Below are 12,606 nucleotides of genomic sequence, written 5' to 3' on the forward strand. Positions count from 1 at the left end.
CTACAGTTTTGGTGGGTGGTTTTTAATCCAGTGATCAGCGATGTCTTCACGGCGAGCAATCCAGACGTTGTCGTGGGATTGTACGTAATCTAAAAACTTCTTCAGTGCCATGAATCTGCTTGGTTTGCCAAGGGTTCTGCAATGCATGCCGATAGACATCATTTTCGGTGCGGTGGCACCTTCTTCATATAAACAATCAAAGTTGTCTTTCAAGTATTGGAAAAATTCTTCTGCGTGATTGAAACCGTATGGGGAAGAAAACTTCATGTCGTTGCAGTCGAGCGTGTAAGGCACGATTAGATGCGGTTTGCTGCCACCATCGGGTGTATCGACTTTCACCCAATAAGGTAGGTCGTCGCCATAGTTGTCTGAGTCGTATTTGAGTTGCGCTTGTTCTGTGACTAAGGCGCGAGTATTAGGCGAGTCTCGCCCTGTGTACCAGCCAGCGGGTTTAACGCCAGTGACTTCTTCGATCAAGGCGAGGGCTTGTTGCATGTGTTCGCGTTCTTGCTCGATGGGCATTTCTTGGTAATGAATCCATTTTAAGCCATGACAGACAATCTCGTGTTTGCCTTCCACAAAGGCTTTTGCCACTTCTGGGTTACGTTGTAATGCGGTGGCAATGGCAAAAATCGTCAGCGGTAAGCCGCGTTTTTCGAATTCGTTGAGAATGCGCCACACACCAGTGCGGGAGCCGTACTCGTAAAGGGATTCCATGCTCATGTGGCGGTCTTTGAAAGGCTGCGCACCGAATATTTCGGACAAAAAAGTTTCAGCGTGTTCATCGCCATGAAGAACGCAATTTTCTCCACCCTCTTCGAAGTTTAAAACAAACTGGACAGCAACTCGTGCATTGTTTGGCCATTTTACGTTTGGCAACCCTTGGCGGCCATAACCCGCGTAATCGCGTTCTAAATAGTGTTTCATGGTCTGTGTTCCATTATTTTTTATGTCATTTAGCAGCGGTTATAAACTCCAGAGGGAATAACGCCCAGTAAAGGCTTTGCTAACACGCTGTCCGTATTGACCTTTTTTAGAGGTTTGTAGTCCTAACTGATGCAATGATTCTGCCAGTTTTACCGCGGCGACAACGCCGTCAATGATAGGAACAGGTAATTCAGCAGACAGCTTTTCCACCAAACTCGACATGCCTGCGCAACCTAATACAATTGCTTCTGCACCGTCTTGCTCTATGGCCGCAAGGCATTCCGTTTTTAGTAGTAAGTAAGCCGCTGGGTCGATATTTTCTAATGCCAAAACGGGAATGTCGGTGGCTCTGACACCGCTACAATGATGCTTATGGCCATACTTTTGTAGTAAATGTTCACTCGCTGGTAAAGTGCGAGATAGCGTGGTCACAACCCCAAAACGATGGGCGATCAGGCTGGCCATGTGAAAACCTGCTTCAGCAATGCCAATCACGGGGGCGTCAGCTAATTCACGGGCGGCGTCTAAAGCAGGGTCGCCAAAACAAGCAATGATGTGAGCATCAACGCCTTGTTGTTTGCCTTGTTCGATAAGATCAAGAAGAGCGGCGCTAGCAATGACCTCATCAAAAGCACATTCGATGCTTTTTGGTCCATGCTCAGGCGTACAGGCAATAATTTGAGTTGTTTCTAGCGCGACAGATTGAGCACTCAATGCCATAGCGTGAGTCATGTCGGCGCTGGTGTTTGGGTTAATGAGCTGAATTCGCATGGTGCTCCTAGCGGGCAAAAAGTCTTTGAAAATCGATATTTTCTTCGGGTTTGCTATCAAGAATAAGCGAAGATTTGATGTGTCTAAGGTGATGACTCATCCAGTGTTGCGCCTTATCTGTGTGTCCTTGATCGAGAAGGTCCAGAAGCTCCGAGTGATCTCCACAGTCGCAACCGACACTGCCGCGAGTACCGTAAGCGGCGAGAATAAGTGAAGAGCGATAGCACAGTTGTTGGACAAAATTCGCTAGTACCTTATTGCCTGCTAGCGTCGCTAACTCATAATGGAAACGAGCGGTTAGCTGAATAGAGTCTGCTAGTTGGTTGCCTTCTTCTGCGTATTTTTCTTCCTTCGCCATGGTGCGAAAACGCTCAGAATGTTCTGCATTCCAATAACCAAGTAAGGCTGGAATGAGTTGCGGCTCAATTAATATGCGGCTGTCTAGAACTTCTAATGCTTCGGCTTCGCTTGGATGGTTTACCTGCGCGCCTTTGTTTTTTTCGATCACTACAAAATGCTCTAAGGCGAGTCGCTGCAATACTTTGCGGATGCCGGTTCTGCTCACACCAAAAGCTTCTGATAGACGGTCTTCTGGTAAACGCGCTCCTGGTGGTAATTGGTGTTCGACAATGGCCTTTAGCATTTGTCGGTAAATATTCTCGTCATTCGACATGAGTGCTTCTCTATAAATTGTATACGATATCTTGTTAAATATAGTTCTTAAGACAATATAGCATGCTAGTTTGTTTCGTACATCTTAAACAAAAAATGAATTGATTGTGCACAATATTGGTGTGGTTTTCTTGTTTTGACTTGGAATGGTGCAGTAAATATTGGTTTTTTGGGTTCATGTTCCTATTTTTACTTAAGTTCTTTGGGTTCTGTTTTTTGGCACATAAATTGTATTTAACATTGTATACAATTAAAAAGGAACGCAATCATGAAACAAGAATTTGAGCAAAGCCCTAGATTAGCAAATAGCGATCTCTTGCCGGAGAAAGATCAAAAATGGGGTTGGTATAGTATCTTCGCTTTTTGGATGTCAGACGTTCATAGCGTGGGCGGTTATGTGTTTGCTGCCAGCTTGTTTGCATTAGGGTTAAATGGTATTCAGGTATTTATCAGTTTGTTATTGGGGATTTCTATCGTATTGGTGTTTGCCAATCTGATGGGTAAGCCGGGACAAAAAGCCGGTATCCCTTTTCCTGTAGTAGCGCGAATGTCTTTTGGTGTGTTCGGTGCCAATATTCCGGCCATCATTCGTGGCTTGATCGCGGTCGTTTGGTACGGTATTCAAACCTTTTTGGCGTCTAGCTCCTTTATTATTCTTTTGTTGTATTTCTTCCCTGAAATGGCGTCTCTTGCGGATAAATCCTTCGTAGGGCTTTCTTACTTAGGTTGGATTGGTTTTTCTGCCATGTGGATTGTGCAAGGTATTGTGTTTATGTTCGGTATGGACATGATTCGTAAAGTGATCGATTGGTCTGGTCCGGCTATTTATGTGGCCATGTTTGCTTTGTGTATTTATATGGTGGATCGAGCGGGTTGGGAAAACATCAGTTTTAACTTGAGTTCAAATAATCTGACAGGCATGGATGTGTACGTGCAGATGTTCATTGCGATTGCCTTGGTTGCTGGGTATTTTGCTGGGCCAACCTTAAACTTTAGTGATTTCTCTCGTTACTGCGGTAGTTATAAAAAATTGAAACTAGGTAACCTATTGGGCTTGCCAGTTAACTTTGTGCTGTTTTCTTTGTTCAGTGTGGTGATTGTTTCCGCTTCGATTCCTGTTTTTGGTCAGATGATTACTGACCCAGTAGAAACAGTGAAACGTTTAGATTCTGGTTTTATCACCGTTCTTGGCGCGCTGACGTTTATCTTTGCGACAGTGGGCATCAATATCGTGGCGAATTTTGTGGCGCCAGCGTTTGATTTCTCCAACGTATCACCACAGAAAATCAGCTTTAAAGCGGGTGGTTTTATTGCCGCGTTTGGTTCTGTGCTGCTAACGCCATGGAATTTATTCAATAACCCAGAAGTGATTCACTATACAGTGGATGTGTTGGGCGCGATGATTGGGCCTTTGTACGGCATTATTATTGTCGACTACTTCTTTATCAAAAAAGGTCATATCGATGTGGCAGCTTTGTATACAGAGTCTCCTAAAGGCGCTTATTGGTATGAGAATGGCGTGAATAAGAAGAGTGTCTATGCTCTGATTATTGCGGGTGCGGTGTCTATCTTGGCGACCTTTGTGTTTAGCGCCTTGGCAAACTACGCCATCTTCATTGGTGGTATTGTGGCGGCTTTGTCTTATCGTTACATGATGGAGCCAGAGCGCGCAGCTTTGCAAAGCATGAATCTTGCTAAGTCGTAAAATCGTTTTACATTAGTGTCAATAGAATTAAAAAGCCCCGCATTCCCTAGGAAAGGAATACGGGGCTTTGTTTTTTTACTCAGTGAAAAGTGTTGTTAAGCCGTTGCAGCAAGGTCCGCTTCCGCCGCCGCCAGCATGTCGAACTCTTCTTCAGGTGTTTTCGCCACAAGGCGATTCTTGCTGTACAAGAAGTAGTAAGCAGCGCCGATGGCGAACAAGACTAACGTGTAGAAAAATGCGCGTGGATCGTAAGCGTAAACACCAGTCAAAGCCAATAGCGATAAAATAAATGCGATAGACGAGGTGAAAATACCGCCCGGTGTTTTATAAGGACGTTCCATGTTTGGTTGTTTGATACGTAACAAGATATGGCTTAACGCCATCAAAGCATAAGACACTGTTGCGCCAACCACGGCCATGGCAAGCATAAGATCGCCTTCGCCCGTCAAAGAAGCAAGGAAGCCCAAAATACCAGGAACGATCAAAGCACGAGCAGGGACTTTACGTTTGTCTGTTACTGACAAGCTTTGTGGAATGTAACCTGCACGAGACAGAGCAAAGACTAAGCGGCTGTAACCGTAGATGATAGAGAAGAAAGACGCTATCAAACCAGCAAGACCGAGAACGTTTACTGCTGTTGCCAAAGAGCTGTGACCCGCAAAGTTTAAGGCATCAACCAAAGGCACCGCGCTCTTACCCATCGCATCTGCACCAGCAGCGCCCGCTAATAAAAACACCACCAAGAGTGCAGTAAACAGTAAGAAAATCATCGCGCCGATAATGCCTTTAGGTACATCTTTTGCTGGGTCTTTGGCTTCTTCTGCGGCTAAAGGAACACCTTCAACAGCCAAGAACAACCACATACCAAATGGCAGCGCTGCCCAAACACCATACCAACCCATTGGCATAAACTCAGACGCGCCAGCAGCATCGGTTACAGCAACATCAAACAAACGGCTAGTGTCAAAATCACCAATCAGTGCAACCGCTGTTGCTAGGATGGCGATAACCGCCAAGCCACTGATGACCATCATGACTTTTAGCGCTTCGCCCGCACCGGCTAAGTGAATACCGATAAAGACAAGATAAAACGCGGCGTAGACCCAAGGTCCGTTAAACCCTAATAGGGATTCCACCGCAGAACCGATAAATATAACAATGGCGGCAGGTGCCAAAGCGTATTCAATTAACACCGCTAGGCCGGTTAAATAACCACCAGTAGGCCCCATCGCTTGACGAGCAAAACTGTAACCGCCGCCCGCCGCTGGGATAGCGGCAGACATTTCTGCCAAGGATAAAACCAAGGTGAAATACATCACGGCCATTAGCGCTGCTGCGATGGCAAACCCGCCCCAGCCCGCTTCGGCAATACCAAAGTTCCAGCCTGCGAAGTCACCAGATATCACGTAAGATACGCCCAAACCCGCGAGCAGAATCCAGCCCGCGGAGCCTCGTTTTAGCTGGCGTTTCGCCAGATATTCTTTATTGATTTGATCAGACATTTTAGTTTCCTTTTGTTCCAGTTGTGCTCTATAAGTTGAGTTTTAAACCGTCATTTTTGCCCAGTGGGCTTATAGTTTTCTTGCTTTTCTGTTTGTATATATTCGTGCGTTTTGTTTTTTTCCTTATTTTTTTCCTCGTATTAGGAGATGAGGAAGTTTTTTGACTCCTGTGAGGTGTCTACGATTAAATCATCGTCCGATCTGTCTTTTAGTTTGACGCCAGACAGTTTCAGGGTTCGTGCTTCGTTTAATAGATAAAAGGCTTTCCGCGCCGCTTCTTGATACACCAAACCCGCTGGGCGAACATTGGAAATACAATTGCGGTAGGCGTCGGTAAATCCGACTTTGCCACCCCAAGTGAGATACAAGCCTAAGCTATCTGGCGAGCTCAGCCCCGGACGTTCACCGATTAATACCAAGACACATTTGGCGTTTAGCCGCTCACACACATCGTCACCAATGGCAACGCGGCCTTGTTCAACAAAGCAAACAGGCGCGATGTTCCAGCCCTTGATATAGCCAGACAGTGCTTGTAAAAAAGGCAAAGTATTTTGCTCTACTGCCAGCGACGACAAACCATCCACCACGACAATCGCAAGGTCATAACTTTGTGAGGTGGAAGCTCGGTGCTCGTCTAGTTTGTGTGCCGATTCTTCATCTAATCTGCGGCCATAATCTGGACGCTGTAGATAGGTTGCGCGGTCCGTCGCGCGACTGTGCAAGAGTAGGGGGGCACAGTTTCTCGTCCAATCTTTCGCCCAATCTTGCTCTACCAGAGCTTTGGCTAACGCGTTGCTATCGAGTTGCGTGTGCACGGCATCGATCGCTTGAGCATGGGCCAGCTGAAAGGCCAATAAATGCTTGGTTGGGACGCTGATACCAGAACGGCCCAAACCCACTCGCGCATCGGTAAAGGCATTGAGCTTGCTCCATGCATTCTCTGTTACTGGCTCTGCATGCGGGTGTGTTGAGAAAGACTTATTAGGTTTAGGGATGTCGGATTTAGGGATGTCGTGGCTCATGAACGACCTCCAATCATACGATTGAGTGACTTATGAAACGCATCGGGTAGCTGGTGGTTGAGAGTGAATTGCTCGTTGTTTTTGAAGATTTCCATTTTAGCTAACCAAAGGTCGAACTCTGGCGCGGGTTTTAACCCCAATACTCGGCGAGCGTATAAAGCATCATGAAAAGACGTTGTCTGGTAGTTCAGCATGATGTCGTCGGAACCGGGAATACCCATGACAAAAGTACAACCCGCGACACCTAACAGTGTCAGTAAATTATCCATGTCATTTTGATCGGCTTCCGCGTGGTTGGTGTAACACACGTCGCAACCCATTGGTAAACCAAGTAACTTGCCGCAGAAGTGATCTTCTAAACCCGCGCGGGTAATTTCTTTGCCATCGTACAAATATTCTGGACCGATAAACCCAACCACGGTGTTAACCAGCAATGGATTGAATTTCCGAGCTACTGCGTATGCGCGAGCTTCGCAGGTTTGCTGATCCAAGCCGTGATTGGCGTTGGCCGACAAGGCGCTGCCTTGGCCCGTTTCAAAGTACATGACGTTATTGCCAACCGTACCGCGATTCAGCGACAAAGCCGCGTCTTGGGCTTCTGCCAGATTGGCGAGATTGAAACCAAAGCTGTCGTTTGTCGCTTGAGTGCCGCCAATCGATTGGAAAACCAAATCCACTGGCGCGCCTTGTTCGATGCATTCGATGGTGTTGGTTACGTGAGTTAAAACGCAGGATTGAGTCGGGATTTCATAATGCTGGATGACTTCGTCCATCATCTTGATCAAGCGTGTGGCTTGCTGCACGTTGTCTGTGGCAGGGTTAATACCAATCACAGCGTCGCCATTGGCGTAGAGCAAACCGTCTAACATGCTGGCCGCGATGCCAGTTAAATCGTCGGTTGGGTGGTTGGGTTGTAAGCGGGTCGACAAGTGTCCCGGTAAGCCAATGGTGTTACGAAACGCGGTTTTGACATGGCACTTTTTCGCGACCAAGATTAAATCCTGATTGCGCATAATTTTACTGACCGCTGCGGCCATTTCTGGCGTCACACCGGGGCGGATCTGAATCAGTATTTCGCTGGAGGCAAGGTCGCTTAACAACCAATCACGAAATCCCCCCACGGTCAGATGAGAAATCAAAGAAAAAGCGCTTTTGTCATGATCGTCTAATATTAGTCGGGTAATTTCATCTTCTTCATAGGGAACGAGGGCTTGTTCTAGGAAAAGGCTCAGTGGTACATCGGCAAGCGTCATCTGCGCGATGGCGCGTTCTTCGGCGCTTTGGGCCGCAACGCCGGCTAAGCGATCCCCCGAACGTGCGGGTGTTGCTTTCGCCATTAAATCGGCAAGATCGACAAAGCCGAAGGTGCGTTCGCCTACTGTGTTCTTAAACTGAAAAGTCGAATTTGGCTTGCTCATAATTATCTCACGCGCTTTACTGACATGGTGTTGGTTCAAAAAAGCAAACAAGAAAAGGGTGTAAATCTTGCATAGCTTGAACATATATAACGTTAGTTAACATTACGGAAATCCATAAACCGACGTTATCGAATAATGGCAAAAATATTAATGTCTATATATTTCAATGAGTTAGATTTTTATTAAATAAACATTTAATAAAAATCGATATATAGCGGGATGAAGATATGTCGTTAAACCTCAAAAATGCACCAAAAGAGGGCTTTTCCCCTCACATATCGAAAGTTAGATTGTCGGAAGCTCACGATGCCGATTTGCATGCGAGTAATTTGACCAACTGGCAGCAAGAGTACGATCAAATCAGCCGTGGAAGTTTTTACGGTCGTATTGTCGAGTTGCCTTTTGAGGGATTGCAGGTGTTTTGTGAACACACCAGCCAAGCCTTGCAGCAAAAATGCGTCGTTTGGCCGGACTCTGTTTGGCTGGGGATTCCTCTTGTTGATCAAGAAGAGAGTCGCATCAACGGCTTAACCATCAATCCCAATAATATTATGTGCCGACCGGGCGATTGTGATTTTCAGCTATCCACACCGCAGGATTATGATTTATATGGATTAGTGGTGGATCGATCAAAGCTGATCAAAATGGCGGCGATTCACGGGGTGGATCTAAATTGGAAAGAACTCACCGAATGTGGCCGCCTAGGTGTACCCGATAAAACCTTAGAGGAAGTGCGCTTTGTGCTGGCACGTTTGTTGTCGTTGCAAAACAACACCACACCGCCACGCCTGCAGCAAGACATCGTGATGATGGCCTTGCTTGAAGTACTTAAAGTAGAAACCCCACAGCCCGCCAAAACACAAAGCTATTATCACCGTAAAAGCGTTGTAGATACTGCTCGTCAGTTTTTAGATTATCACCTTGATGAACCCGTTACCGTGACGCAATTGTGTGAAATAACCAACGTCAGCCGTCGTACCTTGCAATACAGTTTTGAAAGTATCCTTGGCGTCAGCCCGATTCAATATCTGCGTATCAGCCGACTAAACGGCGTGCGCCGTTCACTAGTTCAAGCGCAACATGGACAAGCCGTCAGCGACATCGCCGTCCAATGGGGATTCTGGCATTTAAGCCAATTCTCAAAAGACTACAAACAACTGTTTGGTGAAACGCCTTCAAAAACACTTACGGGGTTGAGTGGTTGAGTAAAAAGCTCTTACCTCTTCTGCGCCCATGTTCTGAGGGTGTTGTAGCTTATGGAATCGAATGAAAATATTTAATCCAATACAGGTAAGACTTCTCTGTTTTTAAGCTATAACCGCGTAGCCGCAGCTCATGGCGAATAAAATTGAGGAAAGGGCTAGAAGACATCACATACTCCTTGTGGATAATTGACCGAAATCTGTGCAAATATACAGTTTATTTTTATGACTGCCGACTTTTGGCTCGGTTTGCCTGTTTTGAATAGTCCTATTTTGCGTATTTGTACTGGTAGTAAGCCAGAAAGGCCTTTAGTATCAATAGCTCAGAATATCAGCAGCCGAAATAACAGGCTGTGAATAAATGTGTAAACCCGCACGCTCGGATTTCCAACTAACCAGCCTGTGGGAAAGGTTAAAAAGTGACATAGAATCAGAGTTTTACAGGGATTTTTATGGAACTTAAAAACAGTGTAGATGCGCAAGCGCACTATTAAAATGTTAGGCTCACGGAGATTCGAGTTTGAATCATCAAATACCAAATTCGGTTATCGGAGCAGTAGCTTCTGTAATCGCTGAGCATTACTACAGTCACTCCAAGCTTGATACGCTCTTTATGGAAAGTGGAGCGCCAGGAGATGTGCCTGAGGGTAATTGCGAAAAGAAGTGCAGTAACTGGCTAAAGCGTTGTAACGAAGAGCCTAAAACTGATGCGCTAGAAGTTCTGGGCGCTGTGATTCAAGAGTACATGGATCAGGAGCCGCCCTCTTCACTTTTTGGTGGGCCATCATCAACCAAGGTGACCGAAGGCCAAGCGAGAATTAACGCCGCATTAGCGAAAAATCAATTAGTCTATCGAACCAATGGATACGTGACGAAAGCAGGCTCAACACCAATTACTAAAACTCTGGAAGACTATCTGAGGTCAGGTGACTTCTCATCCATTGAAAAGGAATTTGAGAGAGCAATCGAGCATATCCAAAGTGATCCTCATGCATCAATAACTGCATCCTGTTCAATTATCGAAGCCACGCTAAAGTTCTACATCGAAAGCTTCGATGATCTAGCTATGCCAAATAAACTTAATGTAATGCCACTGTGGGGCGTCGTTCAGCCGCACCTTGCACTAAATACCGATGTCACTCTGGCAGCTGATCAGCACAAAGTGCTTAAAGGTATTTCTTCAATCATTGATGGTGTTGGTGCCTTTAGGTCACACATAGGTTCTGCTCATGGTCGTGGGTCTAGCCCACCAAGTATTGTGGTTGCAGAGGCACGGCTTGTTGTTAATGCTGCGCACACTTTGGTGGTCTTCATTATGGAGATGCTACATGCAAAAAAAGCCTAACAATCGCAGGCACGGCGACGGCTTTTTCGTTGCGGCTTCGCCTTCACTACAAAGCCGCGCGTGCTGCGGACGTTAGCAATTGAAGGAATTAGCTAAATGGAAATATTTAAAGCTTCAGTACAATACAATGATATGACAGGCACTGCCGCCGCAGACAGAGCTGACTTCGAAACAGCTTCTGACTGGCTGCGCGAGCATGAGCATATGTCCGATAATGAGTTCCTTATTGGGATCAAAATGTTTTCAGGCGAGAACCATAACAAAGACAACATTGACCCTGTTTTCGTTACATTTTTAATAACTGATGAGAACGGACTGAGAGCAATCGGGGCTGACAGTTCTGAATATAGAACAAAAAGGGTAGATGTTGATATGGGGCTCATGGAGTTCATGGCATTATTCAAAAGGTTTAATGTCTCCTTATCGTCAAATGGGTGTCTTGAGGACAAGCCATTCAATTGCTAACAATCACATTAAGTCGGTCGCAAGCTCTCTGGGACAGTAACACGTGGGCGCTGTCGCTTCGCTCCTATTTTAGCCCATGTGTTCCTGCCCCTTATGTGGGTGTTAGCTTATTTGGAGGTTAAATTTGGAATTTGATATAACAAAAGAACTAGATGTAGAAATTTCGGCAAAAGCATTGAAAGCGTACTCAGAGAGCTTTCAGAGTGCTTTTAAACTGGAGAATATTGCTATATTTTTGGATACCAATGTTCTGATTAGTTACTATGGTATGGCTTCGGCGGAAAAAGCGAAACTGTTGTCTTTTCTCAGGGATAATCGAGAAAACATTTACCTCACTCATCAGGTACAAGTTGAGTTTCGACGAAACCGAGTTAAGAACATAGAGTCAGACTTGTTTGAGCCATTAAGAAAAATTCCAACTTCGTTGGAGTCAGCCGTTGCAGATTCAAAAAATAAGTTTAAGCAATTTTTGAGTTCAAATAAAAAACTATTGCTTGCCGACTATCCTGATGAGTGGGAAAAACTACTAAAAATAGAAGAAAACTTGATTCAGGCTCTAGACATTGAACAACTGGGAGAAGAGTTAAAAAGTAAAATAGAACGGACTACGAGTGATTTGAAAGACATTAAAGTAGTTGATGAACTTCTAGATACTTGCTTGGTGCTGAAAAAAACACCGAAGTTAGAAGACGGTAGGATAAGTGAAATTATCAAACTGTACGAGCGCTTGTCCGATAACCTAGATAATGCAAACTCATCTAGTCAACAATATTGTGTCTTTCCTGGTTCTGGTGATCGGAAAAATAAGAAAGATTATCCTTATGGAGACTTTATTATCTATCATGAGATTTTGGACTTTGTCGCGCAAAATAAAGTAAATGCTGTTTTCTTAACTCATGAGAAAAGCAAAGGGGACTGGATTGGTGGCAAAATGTCACCGCATATCCATTATATCGAGCATACTTATGCTGAAACGGGGCAGATAGTTTATATTCTAAATGCTGAAAAGCCATTAAGCCTATCACTAGAGAATATTCATGGTGGCAGCAAAGAGGACTTAAAGTATCGAGAAGCAGCTGTCATGACAATTGATCATGATAAAGGTTTCGGGTTCATTTATAACGATGGTGAAACCGTTTACTTCAATGTCAATTCATTTGACGATAAAGATGATTTCTTTAATCTTAAGCGTCAAGAGTACCTAAGGTTTACGCTTAAAGAGCATGACGAAAATATAACCGCTGTCAATTGTCGTCGCCAAGACTATTCTTTTGACGACCAGCAATTTACAGTGCATGAGAGTCGAGTTGTCTCTATAAAAGATCGTTATGGTTTTATTGAAAATGAAAATGGTAATTTATATTTTCACAAGCTTACAACAGACGATAGTTGCCAGTTTAGTGACTTCAAAGTTGGCTCAATCGTCGAATGTTTATTTGGTCTCAATTTTGATGGCGATCCCGTAGTTCGTAAGATTCGATTAAAAAAATAAGCTAACAAAGCATTTAAGAGTGATTCGCAACGCTTGGCGTTTTCGCTTCGCTCAAGTATAGCCAAACGTCGCTCACACCTTAATG

General features: G+C 44.9%; 11 protein-coding genes. 5 read left to right on the plus strand and 6 right to left on the minus strand.

From position 1 onward, the window contains the following. Genes puuE through KPL72_RS02730 form a run of 3 tightly spaced genes read right to left on the minus strand, consistent with a single transcriptional unit; the run spans window position 1 to window position 2,371 of the window. On the minus strand, window positions 1-927 hold the full coding sequence (gene puuE / locus KPL72_RS02720; protein ID WP_219701758.1) for an allantoinase PuuE: 927 nt from the start codon (window positions 925-927) through the stop codon (window positions 1-3). Window positions 928-966: 39 nt separating this feature from the next. Next, window positions 967-1,698, minus strand: a complete 732-nt coding sequence (locus KPL72_RS02725) for an aspartate/glutamate racemase family protein (protein WP_219701759.1) — start codon at window positions 1,696-1,698, stop codon at window positions 967-969. A 7-nt stretch (window positions 1,699-1,705) separates the two neighbouring features. After that, window positions 1,706-2,371: a GntR family transcriptional regulator gene (locus tag KPL72_RS02730; protein WP_219701760.1), complete on the minus strand. Its 666-nt coding sequence runs from the start codon at window positions 2,369-2,371 to the stop codon at window positions 1,706-1,708. A 267-nt stretch (window positions 2,372-2,638) separates the two neighbouring features. Here KPL72_RS02730 and KPL72_RS02735 point away from each other — a divergent pair, with 267 nt between their 5' ends. Next, window positions 2,639-4,075: an NCS1 family nucleobase:cation symporter-1 gene (locus KPL72_RS02735; protein WP_219701761.1), complete on the plus strand. Its 1,437-nt coding sequence runs from the start codon at window positions 2,639-2,641 to the stop codon at window positions 4,073-4,075. Between the two features lie 95 nt (window positions 4,076-4,170). On the opposite strand, the gene eat is transcribed toward KPL72_RS02735, so the two are convergent. The 3 genes from eat to KPL72_RS02750 all read right to left on the minus strand — a co-directional run bounded on the left by eat (window position 4,171) and on the right by KPL72_RS02750 (window position 8,017). Further along, a complete protein-coding gene (gene eat / locus KPL72_RS02740; RefSeq protein WP_219701762.1) occupies window positions 4,171-5,577 on the minus strand; it encodes an ethanolamine permease in 1,407 nt (468 codons plus the stop codon). A gap of 140 nt (window positions 5,578-5,717) precedes the next feature. After that, window positions 5,718-6,599, minus strand: a complete 882-nt coding sequence (gene eutC / locus KPL72_RS02745; RefSeq protein WP_249422054.1) for an ethanolamine ammonia-lyase subunit EutC — start codon at window positions 6,597-6,599, stop codon at window positions 5,718-5,720. Next, complete coding sequence (locus KPL72_RS02750) at window positions 6,596-8,017, minus strand: ethanolamine ammonia-lyase subunit EutB (protein ID WP_219701763.1); 1,422 nt, start codon at window positions 8,015-8,017, stop codon at window positions 6,596-6,598. The genes eutC and KPL72_RS02750 overlap by 4 nt, the downstream gene beginning before the upstream one ends. Before the next feature lie 227 nt (window positions 8,018-8,244). Between KPL72_RS02750 and KPL72_RS02755 the strand changes: the two genes are divergently transcribed. The 4 genes from KPL72_RS02755 to KPL72_RS02770 all read left to right on the plus strand — a co-directional run bounded on the left by KPL72_RS02755 (window position 8,245) and on the right by KPL72_RS02770 (window position 12,521). Then, window positions 8,245-9,222, plus strand: a complete 978-nt coding sequence (locus KPL72_RS02755) for a helix-turn-helix domain-containing protein (RefSeq protein ID WP_219701764.1) — start codon at window positions 8,245-8,247, stop codon at window positions 9,220-9,222. A gap of 517 nt (window positions 9,223-9,739) precedes the next feature. Next, window positions 9,740-10,564: an abortive infection family protein gene (locus KPL72_RS02760; protein WP_219701765.1), complete on the plus strand. Its 825-nt coding sequence runs from the start codon at window positions 9,740-9,742 to the stop codon at window positions 10,562-10,564. Window positions 10,565-10,660: 96 nt separating this feature from the next. Beyond that, a complete protein-coding gene (locus KPL72_RS02765) occupies window positions 10,661-11,029 on the plus strand; it encodes a hypothetical protein (protein WP_219701766.1) in 369 nt (122 codons plus the stop codon). A gap of 124 nt (window positions 11,030-11,153) precedes the next feature. After that, the gene (locus KPL72_RS02770; protein WP_219701767.1) at window positions 11,154-12,521 is read left to right on the plus strand and encodes a PIN-like domain-containing protein; all 1,368 of its coding nucleotides are present in this window, start codon (window positions 11,154-11,156) and stop codon (window positions 12,519-12,521) included. Window positions 12,522-12,606: the final 85 nt, after the last annotated feature.

This window comes from Marinomonas lutimaris (assembly GCF_019426345.1).
GTDB lineage: Bacteria > Pseudomonadota > Gammaproteobacteria > Pseudomonadales > Marinomonadaceae > Marinomonas > Marinomonas lutimaris.

Coding starts and splice junctions, on each gene's coding strand:
- puuE (WP_219701758.1), bottom strand. CDS start 927: ATGAAACACTATTTAGAACGCGATTACGCGGGTTATGGCCGCCAAGGG.
- KPL72_RS02725 (WP_219701759.1), bottom strand. CDS start 1,698: ATGCGAATTCAGCTCATTAACCCAAACACCAGCGCCGACATGACTCAC.
- KPL72_RS02730 (WP_219701760.1), bottom strand. CDS start 2,371: ATGTCGAATGACGAGAATATTTACCGACAAATGCTAAAGGCCATTGTC.
- KPL72_RS02735 (WP_219701761.1), top strand. CDS start 2,639: ATGAAACAAGAATTTGAGCAAAGCCCTAGATTAGCAAATAGCGATCTC.
- eat (WP_219701762.1), bottom strand. CDS start 5,577: ATGTCTGATCAAATCAATAAAGAATATCTGGCGAAACGCCAGCTAAAA.
- eutC (WP_249422054.1), bottom strand. CDS start 6,599: ATGAGCCACGACATCCCTAAATCCGACATCCCTAAACCTAATAAGTCT.
- KPL72_RS02750 (WP_219701763.1), bottom strand. CDS start 8,017: ATGAGCAAGCCAAATTCGACTTTTCAGTTTAAGAACACAGTAGGCGAA.
- KPL72_RS02755 (WP_219701764.1), top strand. CDS start 8,245: ATGTCGTTAAACCTCAAAAATGCACCAAAAGAGGGCTTTTCCCCTCAC.
- KPL72_RS02765 (WP_219701766.1), top strand. CDS start 10,661: ATGGAAATATTTAAAGCTTCAGTACAATACAATGATATGACAGGCACT.